This is a genomic window from Micromonospora sp. NPDC049175 (genome assembly GCF_043197345.1).
Taxonomy (GTDB): Bacteria; Actinomycetota; Actinomycetes; order Mycobacteriales; family Micromonosporaceae; genus Micromonospora.
In genome coordinates, this window is record NZ_JBICSY010000002.1 from 875,462 (window position 1) to 895,931 (window position 20,470).

Here is a 20,470-nt window from a genome sequence, read left to right on the forward strand (position 1 = left end):
AGTAGACATCACAACGTTCGTCAGACGGTCACCGGCGGTCGGACTTGTCCACCACCTCTGGCGCTGGTCAGACGCGTACGAACTGCCACTGTTGGTTGGTCCCGCTGGTGGCGGTCCACTGCACGACCTGCGCGCCGTCACTTGTCGAGGCGGCGTAGACGTCGGCGGCGAGTCCGCTGGCCTGGCTGACGATGGTGTAGTAGCCGTCGCCGGTGGGCCGCAGGTACCACGACTGGTTGGTGCCGCCGTTCGCCGACCACTGCTGTAGTTGCAGGCCCTGGGTGGTGCTGCCGGCGTTGACGTCGAGCATCTTTCCGGAGGCGGTGTAGCGCAGGGTGTACGCGTCCTGGGTGGTGCTGATCGTCCACGTGGGGGAGCCGCTCTGCTGGACCGCCTTGGCGCCGTCGGCGGTGGAGTTGCCGGCGATGGCGAGGGGCTTACCGCTGTTGCGGTTGACGATGCGGTAGGTGCCTGCTGCCGGCCCGGTTCCGCCGCCTCCGCCGAGGTTCAGGTATTCGGCCGAGTCGGTGAAGACGGTGCTGCCGGACTTGGCGGTCGACAGCTGCAGGTACACGCGGCTGCCGGTGGCGGGTGCGGTGAAGGACACCGGCTGGGTCACCCGTGAGCCGAGTGGGATGGTCAGGTTGCTGCTGCCGGACGCGACGACCGTACCGGTCGGGCTGTCGAGCCGGGCGGTCCAGGCCAGGTTCACCGAGGTGTCGGTGAGGTCGTCGTTGAACACGGTGATGGTGCGGGTCACCGTGGCGTTGCGGGCGTAGCTGGGCACGGCCTGCGCCAGCGGGAAGGTGCCGTTCGAGTCCGAGACGCCGGAGGCGGACCAGTAGGGAAGGTCGATCGCGGCCACCGGGTTGAACGCCGCCTGCACCCGCTGGATCTGTGCATTGCTCCACGGGTCGGGCAGATTGTCCGCGCCGTAGACCGGGCGAGTGTTCTCCTCCGTGGTGAAGTCGGTGGTTCGCACGCCCGGCACCACGCTGGCCCAGGCGGACAGCAGCGTGTACGGGCGCAGGTCGCTGGCGTCCTTGCCGCGCTTGGCAGCAGTCGCGGTGGCGAACCACGTAAAGCCCTGCTTGGTGCTGCAGGCAGGCCAGATGTACTCGCCTTCGCCGTCCGGGCGCCCGGAATGGCGGTTCAGGGCCTCGCCGTAGCGGCCGACGCCGTCCAGGTAGTGCCCGAAGATGGCGAAGTTGGAGTAGTTCATGGCCGGGTACCGGCTGGGCGAGTCCGCGCCCGGGCCGGCGTCGATGCTGATGGGCCGGGTGCCGTCGTTGCCGTTCATCGCCGCGTACAGGTCCTGTTGGAACTGCTGCGAGTCGTTGTTGTTGGAGCTGGGCTCGTTGATCTGGCTCCATCGGATGATCGCCGGATGGTTGCGGTCGCGCAGGGTCAGCGCACGAGCGTGGGCCACCATGTTGTTGCGTCCGGACACGAAGTCCTGGGAACCGCTGCGGATGGCGGTCTCGTCGATGACCATCAGGCCCATCTCGTCGGCCACGTCGAGCATGTACGGGCTGGCCGGTTCCATGTGCATGCGTACCACGTTGTAGTTGAGACGCTGGTAGTTGTTCACCGCCGCGGGCCAGCCGCCGTTGCCGGACGACGGCGGCAGGAAGCCGGGCAGGGTGTCGTACGCGTCGCCCTTTCCGCCGTAGTTGACCCGGTCGTAGTCGGCGCCCTGCAGGCTGTCGCCACGGAAGTTCACCCGCACGCCGTTGAGGTAGTAGTACTCGCCGTTCTGCGTGCTCTCCCGGAACCCGAAGCGGTACGTGGCGTCACTGGTGCGGCCGTCGTCAGCGGTGGCGTGGATCGCCAGGCGGTGCAGTTGGGCCCGGTATCCGGACCGGTACGGCACATTGGGCCACCAGTACGAGGTGGCGCCGAGGTCCCACGCCACGGGGCCCACCGTGACCTTCGCCGTCGAACGGGCCGCCACCGTCACGGTCTGCTGCGGCAACTGCGGGTAGCTGAACGAGCCCGCGCCGTCGGACGTGATCGACCCGCCCAGGGTGACCGTTCTGGTCGAGGACGAGGAGTTGGTCACCGACACGTCGTAGCTGAGGGTGCGGTTCGCCACCGAGGTACGGACGAACGCGTCGCTGACGTACACCGCCGGGTACACCCGCAGGGACGCGGACCGGTAGATGCCCTGCGGTACCGCCTCGGACCAGTCGGCCGCGATGGGGACCAGGTACTTGCCGTCGGACGACCGAAACGCACCGCGGCCCTTCACCTGCACACTGATCGTGTGGGTGGTGCCCGGTGCGGCGTAGCTACTGATATCGAAGTTCGACGGGGTGAACGCCGTCGTCTGGGTCGCCACCACCCGGCCGTCGACGGAGAGCGTCGCCTGGTGGTTCACGGCGCCGAACTCGATCCAGGTCGACTGCGGCTGTCCCGAGTCCGGCACGGTGATGCTGCGCGAGTACACCGCCTCGGTCACGTCGGTGAAGCCCTGCTTGTACCAGCCGCCACCGGGCACCGCGATCGAGGTCGTTCCCCGACCCGAGGGCGTGAAGCTCCACGTCCCGCTCAGATCGACCGAGGCGATCGCGGCGTTACCGGCCGCCACACCGTCAACACCGGCGGCCGCGACGCTCTGCGTCGCGACAGGCGTGGCCAGGGCCGGCTCGGGGGTCGCCATGGTCAGACCGCCCAGCGTCAGAGGCAGGCTGAGGGCCACGGTCGCGGCCAGGCCTCTGGCCGACGCCGACAACCGGCCGCCCCAGCGGACGTTCGTACGATGCACGGTTACCTCCTGTGACTCACCCGATAGCTCTCATGACTTCGAGTCAAGGCGTGTGCGCCGACCGTAGTCGAATCGATTCGACGATCCACCGACGTCCTCGACCACCCGGGCGGGTGAACACAGCCGACATGTAGATGTGATTAACCGGCAACACGAGCACCGAGTCAAGGATTTCCAACCATCTATCTTGTGCCGAAGCTCGAAATACCACCAAGCCTGTACGAAAGCCGCAGTAAAGGTAGGATGAAAGCCCCCTCGGCGCCACCGTCGACGCGCCGGCCGCCAACTCGCCGCGTGGCCGTCGGTCGGGGCCGTCCGCCGGGTCGACGCGGGTCGACACGGGCCACTCCCTGCCAACGCAGGTCAGCCCGCAGGTCGTTACACTGACCACTCGCGCCCCCGTAGCTCAGGGGATAGAGCATCGGTTTCCTAAACCGTGTGTCGCAGGTTCGAATCCTGCCGGGGGCACCAGTGCGAGGTCTTGACCAGCGAAAAGCCAGCCAGGGTCTTCTGTCGGCGGATGCGCGGCTCGGGCCATCCGGGCACCCTCGATGCTCGTGGCAACCGTGCCCGACGGCGAGGCGAGGCCGGCGACGCGGGCTGGCGCCGTGCGACAACTGCTGAAGATCCGCGGCGTTCAATCTAGAGATGTCGATCCCTCGTCGAGGGTGCCTGTACCGTCATCGACAAGAGGCGGCCGGTGACCGGGCCGTAGCGGCGGGCCGCGTCAGGTACGACGCGGTTGCGCTCCCGTCCCGCGCGGCTGAAGCAGCGCCCGACGTTGTGGGAGGAACCGTTGCCCGACAAGTTGGCGTACGAAGCCACCACCCTGGACTGGGCCCGCATCCGGGCCTATGCCAAGCGCGTCGCCAGGGAGACCCGCAAGCCGACGGAAAGCGCCATCTCCTACACCACGACCGAATACGAGACGCAGACAAAGCGGGTGGAGGTCAAACATGGCCTCTTCGACATGTTCACCAGGGTCGAGACCAGGTCGGAGCGGGTCGCGGTGGCCCGACGGGTGGACGTCGTCGGACCCCACTGGCTGCTCGACAGACGTCACAATCACATCCAGCGCAACACCAGGAACCGGAACGCCACCCAACAAGAAACCACCCACGAGCAGCACCACGTGGTCCTGCTGCCGGACGGGAGCTTGAAGAGGGTAGTGGTGTGGGAAGAGGAGTTCCTCGGCACCGAGAACGGCAAATCGACATTCTTTACCACGCACAAGCACCTGGTGGCCGACCTCGACGATCGCGACGTGCGAGCGATGGATTTCGAGAAACGCCACAGTTCGCACAGCGCCGACCGTATCCAGGTCTGGGGCGACCAAGAACCCGGCAAGCGGTTACTCACCCACGCCAAGGGCGTCGGACTCACCCAGGCCTTGAAGCGCCTGCTCTGATGCGCGCCCGCGCCCGTGCGGCAGGGCCCGCTCTTCTGCCCACGGACGAATGTCTTGAATCCGGGTCGACTGTTGGCCAGGCTCGGGGCATGCCTGAGTTGATGGACGTCGCGGTCGGAGATCTGCACCTCTCCCTGCGGGAGTGGTCCGCAGTTGACAGCAGCGGGACGCCTGCCGTGCTGCTTCACGCCCTTGGCAGGAGTGCGCGTGACTGGGACGTGATCGCCTCCGGTCTGCGCGCCGAGCGCACGGTGTACGCCGTCGACCTGCGGGGTCACGGTGCCAGCGACTGGCCCGGCAGCTACAGCCTGGAACTGTTGACGCACGACGTCGTCGGTGTCCTGAAGCAGTTGGATCTCGGAACGGTGGACCTGGTCGGCCATTCCCTCGGCGGCCTGGTGGCCTGCCGGGTGGCCGCCGAACGGCGGGACAGCGTCCGCAGACTCGTGCTCGAGGACATCGGATATCTGCACCCGCGCCCGCCCGGACTCCCCGAGCGTCCCGCGGGGGACCTGCCCTTCGACTGGCACTTGGTGGAGCAGATCCGACCGGAGATCGACGATCCGGATCCGGGCTGGGCCGAGATCGTCGCCCAGATCACGGCGCCCACGCTGATCATCGGTGGCGGCCCGGCGAGTTCCATCCCCCAGGAGCACCTCGTCGAACTCGCCGAACGCCTGGCCGACGCGCGGCTGACGACGATCACGGCCGGTCACATGGTCCACGAGGCCGTCCCCGACGAGTTTCTCCGGATCCTGACGGCCTTTCTCGCCGAGTAACGACGCCGTCCGCTGGTGCCGCCGGTCGTCGCTCGACAGCGGTGTGCAACATCCTCCGCCAGGGGTCGGGTCGCAGGTCGAGGGCGCCCGTCCAGTGCGAAGGCTTTCGACGACGCGGCCTCACCCCGGTTGATGCCGGTTGATCGGCAGACCGAACAGGGGGAACAGATCGGCCCGGTGGAACGCCAGCACCGCAGAGACGCCGGCCTCGGTCAGGGTCAGCACCTGCAGGGTGTGCGCGTGGAAGGAATTGTCCCGTCCACGGACATAGCAGGCGAATGCGGGCTGCCCGTTCGCGGACGTCTCTACCATGATCCGTCGGCCCTCCTCCGGCAGCAGCTTGGTCCTCAACAGACGCAGTACGTCCTCGCGACCGTCGAACCAGGTGGGAATCGGCGGCATCTCCCACCGCGTGTCCTGGGTCAGCAGGCCTTTCAAGGCGACCAGATCGGTTTTCTCGAAGGCTTTGGCGTACTGGTCGAGCAGCGCACGGCGGGCTGGTTCGTCTGGTTCGCTGAACTGGTCCTCGACCGGCGCGAGCTTGGCGAGTACCGCGCGCGCCCGCTGGAGCGAACTGTTCACCGCCGCTGTCGTCGTTTCGAGCAGGTCCGCTACCTCAGACGCCTGCCACGCCAGGACCTCCCGCAGAATCAGCACCGCGCGCTGTCGCGGCGGCAAGTGCTGCAGCGCGGCAATCATCGCCAGTCTGAGGCTCTGCCGAGCCCCCACGACCAGAGCCGGGTCAGCGTTCGCCATGAGATCCGGGAACGGCTCCAGCCAGGTCGCCTCCAGAGTTCGCGCCTCCAGGGAGTCAGGATCGGTGCCAGGAGCACCCAATGCCGATGGCACCAGCCGGCGGCTGCTGTGCCGCAACGCGTTCAGGCAGACCCGAGTAGCGATCCGGTACAGCCAGGTCCGCACCGACGAGCGCTGCTCGAACTCCGTGAACCCCCGCCAGGCACGCAGGTACGTCTCCTGAACCGCGTCCTCCGCGTCGTGCAGTGAGCCGAGCATCCGATAGCAGTGCGCGACCAGCTCACCCCGGTACTGCGCGAACTCGTCCTCCAGGTTCACCGCAACTCCTCCGCCGGCTCCTGACGAGCAGCCACCGCCTTCGGACTCGGACTGGGCCGTGAGACTATCCCGAGTCCGGAAAGTGCTCCGAGCAATGACAGCACGCCGCACACGGCCACCGCCCGGGTGAATCCCGGCGTGAAGGAGTCGTAGCCGCCGGCGGCGGCGAACACCGCGGCCGTGACGGCGACTCCGGCGACCCCGCCGAGCTGCCGCATCATGGTGTAGATGCCGGAGGCGATTCCGACGGCCTCGCGCGGCAACGCGCCGACACTGGCGCTCTGCGTCGCGGGCATCGCCATGGAAACGCCGCAACCGGCCACGATCAAGGGCAGCACCAGCCCGGAGTAGCGGACCGAGTCGTCGGCGACCTGGCTGATCCAGAACATGCCGACGGCCTGTAGAGCCAGTCCCGTCACGACGAGCGGGCGTTCTCCGACCCGGTCCGCCAAGCGCCCGGCGATCGGCGCTACCAGGAAGAGTGTCGCGGTCCAGGGGAGAAGCTGCAGCCCGGCCTTCAGCGGGCCGGAGCCGAAGGCGACCTGCATGTACTGGGCCGAGAAGAACACCGCGCCGTAGAGGGCGGCGGTGAGGAAGAAGCCGGCCGCGTTGCCGGCCGAGAACGCTTTCGAACGGAAGTAGGACAGCGGCACCATCGGCTGCGGCGCGCGACGTTCCCAGGCCAGGAATGCCAGCAACAGCAGGGTTCCGAAAGCGAACGAGCCGATCACCCGGTGGCTGGTCCAGCCCGACATCTCGCCGCGGACGACGCCCCAAACGATGCCGAGAACGGCGAGGGTGATCAGGACTCCCCCGCGGAGGTCCACCTGGCGAGCCACTCCCCAGCTCTCGGGGATCTTGCGTAGTACGAGTGGGATGGCAAGCGCTCCTACCGGCACGTTGATCCAGAAGATCCACTGCCAGGCCAGGCCCTCCGTCACAGCACCGCCGAGCATCGGGCCGCCCAGCACGGCGAGGCCGGTCAGACCGCTGAAGATGCCGATCGCCCAGCCGCGGCGTTCGGGCGGGAAGGCGGCGCCGAGCAGGCCGATCGCGAGCGGCAGCACGGCGGCCGCGCCGACACCCTGGACGGTGCGGGCGGCGATCAGCCATGGCACCGAGGTCGCCATCGCGCAGGCGGCCGACGCGATGGTGAAGAAGGCGAGGCCGGCGGCAAACGTCCGGCGCCGGCCCCACCGGTCACCCATCGCCGCCGCGGTTATCAACAGCACCGCGAAGCTGAGACTGTACGCGTTCACCGTCCATTCCAGCTGTTCGATCGAGGCACCGAGGTCCTGCCTGATGGTGGTCAGCGCCGCCGCCACCACCAGGACGTCGAGCGCCACCATCAACGAGCCGATCGAGGTCAGGCCCAGCACCCAGCGCTGCTCGACGGTCGTCCGCCCCATGTTGCTCACGAAGGTCCTCCAGAAGGTCGCTGTCACTGGTACTGACCGTGGTGGAGGGCCGGACTAATCGCGGCGATGAGTTTCCGGGTATCGCGTGGTCAGTAGTAGTGACAGCGACATCCAGCGAGGAGAGCCCGATGAGTGCAGCAGTGATCCGCTACCAGACCAAGCCCGGAGCGGCGGACGAGAACCAGCGCCTGATCGAGGACGTCTTCGCCGAACTGGCGGCCACGGCACCACCCGGCCTGCGGTACAGCTCCTTCCGGCTGGCGGACGGGGTCACCTTCGTGCACGTGGTCGACGGCGACGGCCTCACCGAACTGGCCGCCTTTCAGGAGTTCCAGCGCACCTTCGGCGAGCGTCTGGCCGTCAGCCCCACCCGCGACGACGCCACTCTGGTCGGCTCGTACGACGCGGCGGTGCTGACCGTCGGCAGTTGACCGCCGGGCCCGATCGGCAGCCGACGACGAGGCAACCACGAGAAGGTCCGCCGGCACGGTTCACCAGTGGTAGGCCAGGTTCACCGCCAGCGTGGCAACGGTGGTGGTGAAGAAGACGGCCCACCCGACCAGGTGGCGGGAACCCACCCGCAGGTGCGCGATGAGCGCGCCGACGAAGTACAGCACGAGGCCAGCGGCGGCGAGGGTGCCCACCAGCGGTACGGCGAAACCGGCCAGCAGCCCCAGGGAGCCGGCCGCCAGCGTCAGGCCCAACCGGGGCATCCACGAATGTGGCAGGCGCTTCATGTCGATCTGGGCCTTCGGGTAGTCGTGGCCGATCAGGTAGGTGACGGCGGCGATGCCGGTGAAGACCGAGGCGAGGATCGTGAGCGTGACGTAAGCGGCGAACATGTGCCCTCCCTTGTGGTTGTCTGCCTCAAGGACGGGTCGGTGCCGTGAATTGTTACCCGAGGTGCTGTGACCTGGGGCACAGCGCGTGCCACGCCGGGTCGTGTGGTGTGTCAGGCGCAACGTGGGCTGCGGGAGACCCGCAGCCCACGCCTGTGCCGCCGACGATGTGTCGGTCGGTCAGAGGAACGCGTACATCTCGTCGGCGGCAGCCTCGGTCTCGCCGGCGGGTGGCGCTTCCACCGTGACCGGCTTGCCGAAGTCGCTCATCTTCATCTCGGTGACGAGGTCACCCAGCGACTTCGTGGCGATGGTGTAGGAGAGCGCGGTGAGGCGTCCGTCGGCGTCGAGGGTCGCCTCGAACGGAACCGCTGTCGGGTCCTTCGCCAACTTGGCGGTCGACTGGAGGCCCTCCCGCATTCCGGCCTCGGTGCTGGCGGCCTCGGCGGCCTTGTTGAGATCGGCGATGCCTGTGTAACGGCCGCCGCCCACCTCCTGGGCGGACACGGTGCCACCGACGAGGCCGGTCTGCGACTTGAGGTCGAACGACTGACGCAGCGTGCTCGTCGGCTTGAGCTTGCCGAGGTCGATCTTCATCCAGGGCTTCTCGCCCTCCATCGACTCCGACTTGATGTAGGCGGTGTTGCCGATCAGCCGGACCTCGATCGGTTCCGGGGCCTTGCCACTGATCTGGATCGCCTTGGCGACGGGGTCCATCTTTCCGCCGAGGGTGATCGACTGGTTGCCGGCCTTGACGGAGGCTTGCATGCTGAGCGTGCCCGCGAGGCTGCGGTCCATGCCCTGCTTGACGGCCGCGACCGGTTCGACTGTGGACGGTGCCGGGGCGGCCGAGGCGCCGGGCGCCGCGGAGTCGTCGGACTTGGTGCCGCAGCCGCCGACGAGGGCGACGGCGAGGGCTATCGATAGGGTGGGAATCAGTCGGCGCATAGACGTGACCCTAATAGGCGGCCGCTACCCGATTTTCGCCAGTGGTGGCGGCGCCAGCAGGCCGGGGCGGATCAGACCGGCGTCGGCAGTTGCTGGGCTCGGGTGATCACTTGATCGATGAGGCCGTAGTCCCGGGCCTGTTCGGCGGTGAACCACCGGTCCCGGTCCCAGTCCTGCTGGATCTCGTCGAGGGTCCGTCCACTGTGCTCGGCGGTCAACTCCTGCATCGTCCGCTTCACGTGCAGCATGTTCTCGGCCTGAATGGTGATGTCCGAGGCGGTGCCGCCGATTCCGCCGGAGGGCTGGTGCATCATGATCCGCGAGTGCGGCAGCGCGTACCGCTTGCCGGCGGCGCCCGCACAGAGCAGGAACTGCCCCATCGAGCCGGCGAGCCCGAGCGCCAGCGTGGCCACGTCGTTGCGGACGTAGCGCATCGTGTCGTAGACCGCCATCCCCGCGCTCACCGACCCGCCCGGCGAGTTGATGTAGAGGAAGATGTCCCGATCGGCGTCCTCGGCGGCGAGCAGCAGGATCTGCGCAGAGAGCTGGTTGGCCGACTCCTCGGTCACCTCGGTGCCGAGGAAGACGATCCGTTCCCGCAGCAGCCGCTCGAACACCTGGTCGCCGAAGGACGGCTGCGCGCCGTCCAGCATCCGTACCCCGTGGGAGATCATGCCGCCGCCTTCCACCACGCCGGCGAGCGGTGGGACCGCCCGGTGGACCGGCCCCTTCAGCGTGCGGGCGACGGCAGTCGCTGGCCCAGTGATTCTGCGGGTGGCAGATTCGCCGACGGCAGAACCGGCGCGGCCTACGCGGCGGTCAGCCGCCGCGCGCCCGCCCGGACCCACGCGCAACCCCGCAGAGCGGCGGTACGCGGACCGGGGCGCGAGCCGCCAGCGGAGGCCATCGCCCCGACGCAGAGGGTCGGGCCGCTCGCCCCGGGCGCCCGGTGCAGGACCGGCCTGCTCGTCCGTAGGGTGTGCTGACCCGCGTCGTGTCGGGCGACCTCGGCCCGTTCGGTCCGGGTGAGTTGCGCCCGGGGTGCGGCCGGGATGCGGGGCTCGACCCGGCGCAGGTCGTCGCGGGCCTCCTCCAACAGGTCGGACAGGCGGATGCCGAGCGCCCGGCAGATCGCCGCGAGCACCTCGGAGGAGGCTTCCTTGCGGCCCCGCTCCACCTCGGACAGGTAGGGCACGGAGACTCCGGCGGTGGCGGCCACCTCGCGCAGCGTGCGGCCCTGGCTCTGGCGCAGTCGGCGGAGCACTCCGCCGATGACTCGTCGCAGCAACGACATGCCGGCCTCACTTTCGCGGTCGTCGTCGGGAACACCCTCATCATGCCCGTCCCCGGCCTTCCGGGCCGACCCATCCTCTCCCGGTCGCGCGCCCAGGAGCGGTACGGCTCCGCGGGACACCTGTGTCCGCTGCGCAACCCGGACGTGCCGGGGCCGGCGTACCCGCTATGTTGTGCTCGTGCAGGCGACGGTGGCGGGGCAGGTTCGACGGTGATCCATTTTCCCGCGCAGCGCCGGGGCCCACTGAGCGCGCTGAGCCTTCGGCTCGCCGCTGCGCTGGGCCTGGTCTTCGCCGTGGTCGCCGCCGTCTATCTGGGCCGCGAGGGCTACCGCGACGTCAACGAGGACGGCCTCACCCTGCTCGACTGCTTCTACTACGCGGTCGTGTCGCTCTCGACCACCGGTTACGGGGACATCACCCCGGCCGCGCCGTCGGCCCGACTGGTAAACGTCCTCTTCATCACCCCGGCCCGAGTGATCTTCCTTATCATCCTGGTCGGCACCACCCTGGAAGTTCTGACCGAGCAGTACCGGACCGGCCGTCGCCTGTCGCGGTGGAGGAGAGCCGTGAAGGACCACGTCATCATCTGCGGCTACGGCACCAAGGGGCGCAGCGCGGTCTCCGCCCTGCTGGAGAACGGTCTGGACCGGTCGCGGATCGTGGTGGTGGAGCGCAGCGCCGCCGCCCTGCGGCAGGCCACCTCCGCCGGTCTGGTGGCGATCGAGGGCTCGGCGACCCGCTCGTCGGTGCTGAACGAGGCACACGTCAAGAACGCCAAGGCCGTGATCATCGCGACCGACAGTGACGACGCGTCGGTCCTTGTCGCGCTGACCGTACGGCAGCTCACCGCCGGACAGGTCCGCATCATCGCCGCGGCGCGGGAGGCGGAGAACGCCCCGCTGCTCAAGCAGAGTGGCGCGCACCATGTGATCGTCTCGTCGGCCACCGCGGGTCGGCTGCTCGGCCTGTCGACCTCGGCCCCGCCGCTCATCGACGTGGTGGAGGATCTGCTCACTCCGGGTCAGGGCATGGCGCTGGCGATGCGCTCGGCGGAGCGGGACGAGGTGGGTCGCTCGCCGCGCGAGCTGGAGTCCTTGGTGATCGCCCTGGTGCGGCGGGGCAAGGTGGTCACCCTGGCCGACCGGGCCGGTGCGGTGATCGAGACCGGCGACATGCTCGTGCACGTCCGCGACGATCGTCCGCAGTCGGCGACGACCGCCTGACCGTCCCGTCGTGAGCGGGCGGTAGAGGCGTGGCTCAGAAGGTCTCGTCGCCGGTGCAGATCGCCTCGGTGCAGCTGACCGGCGTCGTGGCGGAGGCCCGCCGGAGCAGCTCGTAGAGCGTCTCCCGCTCGCTGGGCGCCAGCGCTCCCAGCACCTCGTCCTCGGCTCCGGCGAGGGCGCATTCGGCCTCGCTGAGGCGTTTCGCACCGTCTTCGGTGAGGTCGACGACGTGCCGGCGGCGGTCCTCGGGGGAGCGGCGGCGCTCGACGAGTTGCTCCGCTTCCAGGTCGTTCAGCAGTCCGACGATGTTCGTGCTGTCCATTTCCAGGATGGCGGCGAGCGCCTGCTGGCTGGTGCCACCGCCGGCTCGCAGCACGGTGAGCGCGACCAGATGCCGCGGCCGCAGGCCCAGCGGCGCCAGCACCGACTCCGACCGCAGCCGCATCCGCCGCGCCAGATGGTCCAGGAGGGCACCCGAGCGGTGCTCCGAGGGGGCGGGCGGCAGGGCGGACATGTGACCCAGTCTACCGACCGGACGGAACATCGGCCTGCTATAAATAGTTGGTGCTGCACAGACGATCCTTGGAGGAGGAATAATGCATCTGCTGCATATCGACTCAAGCATTCGGGGCGACTGGTCGATCAGCCGTCGGCTCACCGCCCGCGCGGTCGCCACGTGGCGTGCGGCCCACCCGGACGGCACGGTGACCTACCGGGACCTCGGCGCGGAACCGCTGCCGCACCTCGACGCGGCGGGCGGCCTGGCCCGGATGACACCGCCGGACCAGCACACCCCGGCCCAGCGCGAATCCTGGGAGCTCAGCGAGCGGCTCGTCGACGAGGTGAAGCAGGCCGACGTGGTGCTGCTCGGCCTGCCGCTCTACAACTACGGCGCGCCCAGCAGCGTCAAGTCCTGGGTCGACCACCTGATCGTCGCCGGCCTCGCCTACGACCCGACGACGCAGGAGGGCCTGCTCGGCGGCCGCGAGTTCGTGGTGCTGGCCACCCGGGGCGGCGGCTACGGGGAGGGCACCCCGCGCCACGGCTGGGACCACGCGGAGCAGTGGCTCCCGCACGGCCTGTCGATGACCGGCCTGGAGCCGCGCTTCATCAGCACCGAGTTGACCCTGGCACCCTCGGTGCCGGCGATGGCCGAGCTGATCCCGCTGCACGAGGCGAGCCTGACGGCGACCGAGAAGGAGATCGACAACCTCTGGACGCCGGCCTCCGCCCAGCGCTGAGGCACCGCCGGTACGACGAGAGCGGCCGCCCCCGGATCGGGGACGGCCGCTCTCGTCAACACTGTCGGATCAGAGGATCGTCCAGGTGTCGCCGCTGGCCAGCAGGCCGGCGAGCTGCTGCTCGGGAGACTCGGTGACCGTCGCCTGGGCGGCCGCGAGCTGACCCTGCACCACACTGTCGTAGGACGGTCGGTCCACCGAGCGGAACACCCCGATCGGAGTGTTGCGCAGGTCCAGCCCGGGCAGCCGGGACAGCGCGAAGGCGTACGCCGGATCGGCCACCGTGGCGTCGTGCACGACGATCTCCTCCGGGCGGACCGAGCTGGTCTCCCGCACCTCCAGACCGAAGGCGCCCGGCGGGTGCACCACGCAGAACTGCCCGTCGGCACCGAAGGTGATCGGCTGGCCGTGCTCCAGGCGGATCAGGTAGTCGTCCCGGGTGGACGGGTCCTTGAGCTGCTCGAACGCCCCGTCGTTGAAGATGTTGCAGTTCTGGTAGATCTCCACGAACGCCGAACCCTCGTGCTCGGCGGCGGCCCGCAGCACCGACTGGAGGTGCTTGCGGTCGGAGTCGATGGTCCGGCCGACGAAGCTGGCCTCCGCTCCGAGCGCGAGCGAGAGCGGGTTGAACGGGGCGTCCGCCGAGCCGGCCGGGGTCGACTTGGTGACCTTGCCGACCTCGGACGTCGGCGAGTACTGGCCCTTGGTCAGACCGTAGATCCGGTTGTTGAACAGCAGGATCTTGAGGTTGACGTTGCGCCGCAACGCGTGGATCAGGTGGTTGCCACCGATGGAGAGCGCGTCGCCGTCGCCGGTGACCACCCAGACCGACAGGTCCGGCCGGGACACCGACAGGCCGGTCGCGATCGCCGGGGCGCGCCCGTGGATCGAGTGCATCCCGTAGGTGTTCATGTAGTACGGGAAGCGCGACGAGCAGCCGATCCCGGAGACGAAGACGGTCCGCTCGCGGGGGATGTTCAGCTCCGGCATGAACTGCTGGATGGCGGCGAGGATCGCGTAGTCACCGCAGCCGGGGCACCAGCGCACCTCCTGGTCGGACTTGAAGTCCTTCGCGGTGAGCTTGAGGGCGACGGGCTCAGACATTCTTCAGGACCTCTTCCAGCGTCGTCTCCAGCTCGGCGGCCGTGAACGGCAGGCCGCGGACCTGGTTGTAGCTGATCGCGTCGACCAGGTAGCGGGCCCGGATGACGTGGGCGAGCTGGCCCAGATTCATCTCTGGGATGACCACCTTGTCGTACGCGCGCAGCACCGCACCGAGATTGGCCGGCATCGGGGCCAGGTGCCGCAGGTGCGCCTGGGCGATGGACAGCCCGCGCTGGCGAACCCCCCGGCACGCCGCGCCGATCGGCCCGTACGTCGAGCCCCAGCCGAGGACCAGCACCCGGGCGTCGCCGTCCGGGTCCTCCACCTCGATGTCCGGCACCGGTATCGCCTCGATCCGGGCGGCGCGGGTACGCACCATGAAATCGTGGTTGGCCGGGTCGTAGGAGATGTCTCCGGTCTTGTCGGCCTTCTCCAGGCCGCCGATCCGGTGCTCCAGTCCGGCCGTGCCGGGGATCGCCCACGGCCGGGCCAGGGTCTCCGGATCACGCAGGTAGGGCAGGAAGGTGGTGCCGTCCTCGCCGTTGGGCTCGGTGGCGAACTCGACCCGCAGGTCGGGCAGCGACTCGACGTCGGGCAGCAGCCACGGCTCGGAGCCGTTGGCGACGTAGTTGTCGGACAGCAGGATCACCGGGGTGCGGTAGGTGAGCGCGATCCGGGCCGCCTCCAGCGCCGCGAAGAAGCAGTCCGACGGTGACCGGGGCGCGATCACCGCGACGGGCGCCTCGCCGTGCCGGCCGTAGAGCGCCATGTTGAGGTCGGCCTGCTCGGTCTTGGTCGGCATGCCCGTCGACGGGCCGGCGCGCTGCACGTCCACGATCACCAGGGGCAGCTCCAGCGCCACCGCGAGGGAGATCGTCTCGCTCTTGAGCGCCACGCCGGGGCCGCTTGTGGTGGTCACACCGAGCGCCCCGCCGTACGACGCGCCGAGCGCCGCGCCGACCGCGGCGATCTCGTCCTCGGCCTGCACCGTGGTGACGCCGAAGCGCTTGTGCTTGCTCAGCTCGTGCAGGATGTCCGACGCGGGCGTGATCGGGTACGCGCCGAGGAACACCGGCAGCCCGGAGCGGACCCCGGCGGCGACCAGACCCAACGAGAGCGCCGCGTTGCCGGTGATGTTGCGGTAGGTGCCCGGCTTCATCTTCGCCGGCTTGACCTCGTAGCGGACCGCGAAGTCCTCGGTCGTCTCGCCGAAGTTCCAGCCGGCCCGGAAGGCGGCGACGTTCGCGGCGACCAGCTCCGGACGGGATGCGAACTTGCGCTCCAGGAAGCGCAGCGTCGACTCGTAGGGCCGCGAGTACATCCAGGAGAGCAGGCCGAGGGCGAACATGTTCTTCGACCGCTCCGCGTCCTTCTTGGACACCTGGTAGTCGGTGAGCGCGCCGACGGTCATCGAGGTCAGCGCCACCGGGTGCACGACGTAGCCGGCCAGCGAGTCGTCGTCCAACGGGCTGGCCTGGTAGCCGACCTTGGCGAGGTTGCGCTTGGTGAACTCGTCGGTGTTGACGATGATGTCCGCGCCGCGCGGCAGGTCGGCCAGGTTGGCCTTGAGGGCCGCCGGGTTCATCGCCACCAGCACGTTCGGCGCGTCGCCCGGGGTGAGGATGTCGTAGTCGGCGAAGTGCACCTGGAAGCTCGACACGCCGGGCAGGGTGCCGGCGGGAGCGCGGATCTCGGCGGGGAAGTTTGGCAGCGTGGAGATGTCGTTGCCGAGCTGCGCCGTCTCCGAGGTGAACCGGTCGCCGGTCAGCTGCATGCCGTCGCCGGAGTCACCGGCGAACCGGATGACCACCCGGTCGAGTTGACGGATCTGCTTGGTCACTCTGCCACCTTCGTTCGCGACTGCGGGGCTCGCAAAACCTCGCCTTGCCCGGCCACGGAACCTCCTCGACGCAACGTTTCACCGCACCGCCCCAGGCTGGTCCGGCCGCTGTCGTACCTCATCTGAGAGCCTACGTCTAAGGGAGCCCTAACCAGCGCCGGAGGTCCGCCGACTGGGACCGAACTGGGCACGGAATTGCCCGTTTTTGCGCGCTTATGCCCCGGCCGCCGTAATTCAGATCACCACAGATCCGCTCCGCCGACCCCGGACAGACGCGGTCCGGGGTCGCTCGTCGGTCAGTCGGCGGGGTGGGACGCCGGTTCGGGCGCCGGGCCGGAGAACCGACGCCGCAGCGAGATGGTGGCAAGCGTGAGAGCCAACACCACGAGCAGCGCGGAGACCACGATCAGGATGATCGCCGTACGCCGCACCGAGGTCATCCCCTCGTCGTCGGCGGCGGCACCCCCGGGCAGCACGCCCTGGGAGCCGGTCGGCGCGGGCGGTGAGACCACGGGCGTGGCCAGCGCGGCCGCCGCGGTGATCCGGAAACTCATCTGCATCTGCCGGGTCGTGCCGCTGCGCGGGTCGAGTTGGCCGATTACGGCACCGGACAGCGGCGCCTCCCGCTGCGCCTGCGGCGTCGCCTCCACCGGCAGCCGCAACTCGGCGGTCCGGCCCGCCGCGACCGTGCCCGCGTCGCAGCGGGTCCGGGTCGGGTCGACCGACACGCAGCCGGCCGGTGGGGTCGAGACTGTCACCCCGCTCGGCAGGACGACCTCGACCCGGCCGGCGGCGTCCACCGTGCCGGTGTTGCCCAGCCGGAGCGTGAGGGTGCTGGCGGAGCCGCTGATGTCGAAGGCGACCTCGTCGGCGGCGAGCGTGATCCCGGGCACCGGGGGGCCGGGCGGGAAGAGCACCGCGAAGCCCTGGTCGTCGACCGCCTCTCCGGGCATCCCCGGCGCGTCCGCCACGACCTGGACGGAGCCGGCGAGGGGCATCTTCTGCCACGCGGTGCCGTCGACCCGCAGGCGGAGCACAGCGCTGAACCGGACGCCGGCTCCGGCCGTCCAGGCCCCACAGTGGTACGTACCGCCGCCGGCGGCGGCGCAGCCCTTCGTCCCCGCGTCGGTCAGCCCGAGCGGCAGCGTGTACGAGAGGCGGATCCGTTGCGTCGTCGTGCCGGTGTTGTGGACCGTGACCTGCAGGGTGGTGGCGGTGCTGGCCGCGTTCCAGTACGCCTGGGAGAGCGTGACGTCCTGGGTGGTGACCTGCACACCGAGCGGATTCGCCGGCGGCGCCTCCGGACCCGGGGCGGGCGGGCGGACCGGCGGGACCGGGGGCGCCGGCAGCACCGGGGGCGCCGGAGGGGCCGGGGGTGCCGCGGTGGGTGCTCCGCCCGGCGCGGGCGCGTTGTTGCTCGGTGCCGGCGGCACGTCCGGCGCGGTGGTCTCCGGCGCCGGCGGCTGCGTCTGCGGCGGCGGCGCGGTGGTCTCCGGCGCCGGGTTGCTCGGCTCCGGCGAAGCACCCGGCTCCTCGGTCGGGGGCGGCTCGTCCGTCGGGCTGGACCCGGGGTCACCCCCGGGTTCGCTGACCGGGTCGGTCATCGTCACGACCGGGCCGGCCTCCGGCGTCGCCGCGCTGGCCCAGGCCGGCCCCACGGCGAGCGCCGCGAACAGACCGAGTACGAGCGAGGTCGCCAGCAGGGACCTGGGGTGCCGCCCCTCCGCCCGCGTACCGGGCGATGCCTTCAGGCGGGCCATCTGTCCTCCGGTGCATGGGTGGGTGTCCAATGGTCGGTAACAGTTGCCCCGGCGCACTAGTCCCATCGGGAAACAAATCCGTAACGTGTTTGGGATGGCCCGCACGGGCGGACGGTAGGCTCCCGACTGTGACCGGATACCTGGGCTCGTACGCGACGCTCGGGCTCTTGCTGCTCGCCAGCGTTCTGTTCTTTGTTACGGCGTTCTCGGCCAACCGGGTGTTACGCCCCGCACGTCCGGCCGACCCGCCGGGCAAGCGGGCCAGCTACGAGTGCGGGCTCGACCCGGTCGGCGCGGACTGGGCACAGATGCAGATCCGCTACTACGTCTACGCGTACCTCTACGTGCTGTTCGCGGTCGAGGCGGTGTTCCTCTTCCCCTGGGCGGTGGTCTTCGACCGGCCGGGCTTCGGCCTGGTGACGGTGGTGGAGATGGCGGTGTTCGTGGCGGTGCTCGCGCTCGGCATCCTCTACGCCTGGCGCAGGAACATCCTCCGCTGGACCTGAACGTCGCCACCTCCGGCGATCGGCCCGGTCCGCCCGACCGTTGTCGGTCCCTCCCGGCGACGACCCGGTCAGGCGAGGCCGCGGCGGGTCGCCGACGGTGGGCGGTCGCCCCGGATCGAGGCCACCATGTCCAGCACCCGGCGGGTCGGGCCGACCTGGTGGGCCCGGAACACCCGGGCGCCCAGCCAGGCCGAGACCGCCGTCGCGGCGAGCGTGCCCTCCAGTCGTTCGGGCACCGGCAGGTCCAGCGACTCACCGATGAAGTCCTTGTTGGAGAGCGCCACCAGCACCGGCCAGCCGGTGTCGGCCAGCTCGCCCAGTCGGCGGGTGATCTCCAGGGAGTGCCTGGTGTTCTTGCCGAAGTCGTGTGCCGGGTCGATGAGGATGCCGTCGGGGCGTACCCCGGCCGCCACCGCTCGCTCGGCGAGCCCGGTCACCGTCGCGACCACGTCGGTGACCACGTCGGTGAAGGCGGCCCGGTGCGGCCGGGTCCGTGGGACCAGGCCGCCGGCGTGCGAGCAGACCAGGCCCGCGCCGGTCCGTGCGGCCACCCGGGCCAGGGTCGGGTCGGCGCCCGACCAGGTGTCGTTGAGCAGGTCGGCGCCGGCTGCCACGGCCTCCGTCGCCACCTCGGCGCGCCAGGTGTCGATCGAGATCACCACCGTGGGGAACGCGGCCCGGACGGCGGCGATGGTGTCCACCGTGCGGCGGATCTCCTCGACGACGTCCACCTCCGCGCCGGGGCCGGCCTTGACTCCGCCGATGTCGATGATCGCCGCGCCGTCGGCGACGGCCCGCTCCACCGCGCGCAGAGCACTGTCGGCGGCGTAGGTGGCCCCTCGGTCGAAGAACGAGTCCGGGGTGCGGTTGACGATCGCCATCACCACCAGCTCGTCGGGGGCGAACGTGCGCCCGCCCAGCCGAAGCGCCCCGGCCATGCCCGCCTCCTGAGAGTCTGCCGTCGCTGCCGCGTCGGCCGACCCCGACGCTAGTCGCTGGTCCGGCCGCGACTCCGGGCGGCTTCGGTACGGATCGTGATCGGGACGGGTGGCGGGGTCGCTCCCGGCCGGCTGCCGTGCCACGATCAGTACATGGGTCAGCTTCTGCTCCTCCTGGTCGTGGCGTTGACGGTCGCGGCGGTGATATTCGGCGTGACGGTGCTGGTCAGCGGCCGTGATCCCGGTCTGGTGCCCGCCGAGCCGGATTCGCAGGCCGTGGCACTGCCCGGCACCCGGCCACTGCGCGAGTCCGACGTGGGCGCGGTCCGTTTCGACACCGCGTTGCGCGGGTACCGGATGGCTCAGGTCGATCAGGCGATGCGCCGTGCCGCCTACGACATCGGCTACAAGTCCGAGCTGATCGGCGTGCTGGAGGCGGAGGTCACCGCGTTGCGTGAGGGCCGCACCGACGACGCGGACGTGCTGCGCGACGCCCGCGAACAGTCCGCCAGCAGGGCGACGACCGCCGACGCGGCGCAGTCCACCGCGACCGAGTCCGACGCGACCGAGGCCGACGTGACCGAGTCCGACGCGGCGAAGTCCGACGCGACCGAGGCCGGGGCCGCACCGGTCGGCTCGACAAGCGCGGGTCCGGAGCCCGCCGCCACCTCGTCACCCGCCGATTCCGACGGTGTGGCGTCGGCCGTCGTGCCGTCCGGTGGTACGGCGGCCGACCCTGAGCAGACCGACGGCGCGCCCGCCGACGGCACCGGCCAGCACGGCAAGACGGTTCGGTCGGAGTCGGTGTGACCGGCACGGGCGGCGCTGACGATCTTCGTGAGGCCGCCCAACCCGGTGCCGGTGAGGTCACCGCCACCGTGATCGTCGACGCTCCCGCCGAGCGGGTCTTCGCCGCCCTGCTCGCCTGGGAACGTCAGTCCGACTGGATCCCGTTCACCCGGGTGCGCGTGGTCGAGGGCGACGGGCGCGAGGGCAGCCGCATCGAGGCGGTGACCGCGCTCGGTCGGGCCGTGCTGCGCGACGAGATGCGGGTGGTCCGGGTCGACGAACCGTACGAGATCGGCGTGGTGCACTACGGCCAGCTGCTGCGCGGCCCCGGCGTGCTGCGCTGCACCCAACTGGACCGGGACCGCACCCAGGTCGTCTGGCACGAGTGGTTCCACCTGCCGGGCGGCCGGGCCGGTCGACTGGCGTGGCCGGTGCTCTGGCCGGGCTCCAAGCTCGGCCTCACCCAGGCGCTGAAGAGGTTCGCCCGACTGGTCGAGCAGGGCCGGCTGCCCTGACCGCGGTGGGGTGTCGGAGCGATGCC

At 70.1% G+C, this 20,470-nt stretch carries 20 protein-coding genes and 1 tRNA gene; 9 read left to right on the top strand and 12 right to left on the bottom strand.

Annotation, left to right across the window (positions count from 1 at the left end):
- Positions 1–67: 67 nt before the first annotated feature.
- Positions 68–2,767: an RICIN domain-containing protein gene (locus ACGFH8_RS11020; RefSeq protein WP_393366033.1), complete on the bottom strand. Its 2,700-nt coding sequence runs from the start codon at positions 2,765–2,767 to the stop codon at positions 68–70.
- 395 nt (positions 2,768–3,162) lie between these two features.
- On the opposite strand from ACGFH8_RS11020, the gene ACGFH8_RS11025 reads away from it, so the two are divergent.
- From ACGFH8_RS11025 to ACGFH8_RS11035, 3 genes are all read left to right on the top strand, one after another.
- Positions 3,163–3,238, top strand: a tRNA-Arg gene (locus tag ACGFH8_RS11025).
- Positions 3,239–3,563: 325 nt separating this feature from the next.
- On the top strand, positions 3,564–4,175 hold the full coding sequence (locus ACGFH8_RS11030) for a hypothetical protein (protein WP_393366035.1): 612 nt from the start codon (positions 3,564–3,566) through the stop codon (positions 4,173–4,175).
- An 89-nt stretch (positions 4,176–4,264) separates the two neighbouring features.
- Positions 4,265–4,954: an alpha/beta fold hydrolase gene (locus ACGFH8_RS11035; protein WP_393366037.1), complete on the top strand. Its 690-nt coding sequence runs from the start codon at positions 4,265–4,267 to the stop codon at positions 4,952–4,954.
- A 120-nt stretch (positions 4,955–5,074) separates the two neighbouring features.
- Here ACGFH8_RS11035 and ACGFH8_RS11040 read toward each other — a convergent pair whose 3' ends face one another.
- Both ACGFH8_RS11040 and ACGFH8_RS11045 read right to left on the bottom strand, forming a co-directional pair.
- Positions 5,075–6,028 (bottom strand): sigma-70 family RNA polymerase sigma factor, encoded by a 954-nt coding sequence (locus ACGFH8_RS11040; RefSeq protein ID WP_393366039.1) that lies wholly within the window; start codon positions 6,026–6,028, stop codon positions 5,075–5,077.
- Complete coding sequence (locus ACGFH8_RS11045; RefSeq protein WP_393366041.1) at positions 6,025–7,407, bottom strand: DHA2 family efflux MFS transporter permease subunit; 1,383 nt, start codon at positions 7,405–7,407, stop codon at positions 6,025–6,027. Before ACGFH8_RS11045 ends, ACGFH8_RS11040 begins: the two co-directional genes overlap by 4 nt.
- A 167-nt stretch (positions 7,408–7,574) precedes the next feature.
- Here ACGFH8_RS11045 and ACGFH8_RS11050 point away from each other — a divergent pair, with 167 nt between their 5' ends.
- Positions 7,575–7,877, top strand: a complete 303-nt coding sequence (locus ACGFH8_RS11050; protein WP_393366043.1) for a hypothetical protein — start codon at positions 7,575–7,577, stop codon at positions 7,875–7,877.
- Positions 7,878–7,937: 60 nt separating this feature from the next.
- Here ACGFH8_RS11050 and ACGFH8_RS11055 read toward each other — a convergent pair whose 3' ends face one another.
- The 4 genes from ACGFH8_RS11055 to ACGFH8_RS11070 all read right to left on the bottom strand — a co-directional run bounded on the left by ACGFH8_RS11055 (position 7,938) and on the right by ACGFH8_RS11070 (position 10,527).
- Entirely contained in the window at positions 7,938–8,288 is a 351-nt protein-coding gene (locus ACGFH8_RS11055; protein WP_393366045.1) for a DoxX family protein, read from the bottom strand.
- A gap of 177 nt (positions 8,289–8,465) precedes the next feature.
- Positions 8,466–9,233, bottom strand: a complete 768-nt coding sequence (locus ACGFH8_RS11060; protein ID WP_393366046.1) for a hypothetical protein — start codon at positions 9,231–9,233, stop codon at positions 8,466–8,468.
- A gap of 71 nt (positions 9,234–9,304) precedes the next feature.
- Positions 9,305–9,907, bottom strand: a complete 603-nt coding sequence (locus ACGFH8_RS11065) for an ATP-dependent Clp protease proteolytic subunit (RefSeq protein WP_393366048.1) — start codon at positions 9,905–9,907, stop codon at positions 9,305–9,307.
- Between the two features lie 134 nt (positions 9,908–10,041).
- On the bottom strand, positions 10,042–10,527 hold the full coding sequence (locus ACGFH8_RS11070) for a helix-turn-helix domain-containing protein (protein ID WP_393366050.1): 486 nt from the start codon (positions 10,525–10,527) through the stop codon (positions 10,042–10,044).
- A gap of 210 nt (positions 10,528–10,737) precedes the next feature.
- Between ACGFH8_RS11070 and ACGFH8_RS11075 the strand changes: the two genes are divergently transcribed.
- Positions 10,738–11,751, top strand: a complete 1,014-nt coding sequence (locus ACGFH8_RS11075) for a potassium channel family protein (protein ID WP_393366052.1) — start codon at positions 10,738–10,740, stop codon at positions 11,749–11,751.
- Positions 11,752–11,785: 34 nt separating this feature from the next.
- On the opposite strand, the gene ACGFH8_RS11080 is transcribed toward ACGFH8_RS11075, so the two are convergent.
- Positions 11,786–12,265, bottom strand: coding sequence for a MarR family winged helix-turn-helix transcriptional regulator (locus ACGFH8_RS11080; RefSeq protein ID WP_393366053.1), 480 nt, complete (start codon positions 12,263–12,265; stop codon positions 11,786–11,788).
- Positions 12,266–12,347: 82 nt separating this feature from the next.
- Between ACGFH8_RS11080 and ACGFH8_RS11085 the strand changes: the two genes are divergently transcribed.
- Entirely contained in the window at positions 12,348–12,992 is a 645-nt protein-coding gene (locus ACGFH8_RS11085) for an FMN-dependent NADH-azoreductase (RefSeq protein WP_393366055.1), read from the top strand.
- A 69-nt stretch (positions 12,993–13,061) separates the two neighbouring features.
- Here the strand turns inward: ACGFH8_RS11085 and ACGFH8_RS11090 are convergent, their stop codons facing one another.
- The 3 genes from ACGFH8_RS11090 to ACGFH8_RS11100 form a co-directional block, all read right to left on the bottom strand.
- Positions 13,062–14,096 (bottom strand): 2-oxoacid:ferredoxin oxidoreductase subunit beta, encoded by a 1,035-nt coding sequence (locus ACGFH8_RS11090; RefSeq protein ID WP_393366057.1) that lies wholly within the window; start codon positions 14,094–14,096, stop codon positions 13,062–13,064.
- A complete protein-coding gene (locus ACGFH8_RS11095) occupies positions 14,089–15,936 on the bottom strand; it encodes a 2-oxoacid:acceptor oxidoreductase subunit alpha (RefSeq protein WP_393366059.1) in 1,848 nt (615 codons plus the stop codon). Before ACGFH8_RS11095 ends, ACGFH8_RS11090 begins: the two co-directional genes overlap by 8 nt.
- 296 nt (positions 15,937–16,232) lie before the next feature.
- Positions 16,233–17,696: a hypothetical protein gene (locus ACGFH8_RS11100; protein WP_393366060.1), complete on the bottom strand. Its 1,464-nt coding sequence runs from the start codon at positions 17,694–17,696 to the stop codon at positions 16,233–16,235.
- Between the two features lie 128 nt (positions 17,697–17,824).
- Between ACGFH8_RS11100 and ndhC the strand changes: the two genes are divergently transcribed.
- Complete coding sequence (gene ndhC, locus ACGFH8_RS11105; RefSeq protein WP_088986508.1) at positions 17,825–18,202, top strand: NADH-quinone oxidoreductase subunit A; 378 nt, start codon at positions 17,825–17,827, stop codon at positions 18,200–18,202.
- A 68-nt stretch (positions 18,203–18,270) separates the two neighbouring features.
- Here ndhC and folP read toward each other — a convergent pair whose 3' ends face one another.
- Complete coding sequence (gene folP, locus ACGFH8_RS11110) at positions 18,271–19,140, bottom strand: dihydropteroate synthase (RefSeq protein WP_393366062.1); 870 nt, start codon at positions 19,138–19,140, stop codon at positions 18,271–18,273.
- 153 nt (positions 19,141–19,293) lie between these two features.
- Between folP and ACGFH8_RS11115 the strand changes: the two genes are divergently transcribed.
- On the top strand, positions 19,294–19,950 hold the full coding sequence (locus ACGFH8_RS11115) for a DivIVA domain-containing protein (protein WP_393366064.1): 657 nt from the start codon (positions 19,294–19,296) through the stop codon (positions 19,948–19,950).
- On the top strand, positions 19,947–20,444 hold the full coding sequence (locus tag ACGFH8_RS11120; protein ID WP_393366066.1) for an SRPBCC family protein: 498 nt from the start codon (positions 19,947–19,949) through the stop codon (positions 20,442–20,444). Before ACGFH8_RS11115 ends, ACGFH8_RS11120 begins: the two co-directional genes overlap by 4 nt.
- The last annotated feature ends 26 nt before the right edge of the window (positions 20,445–20,470 follow it).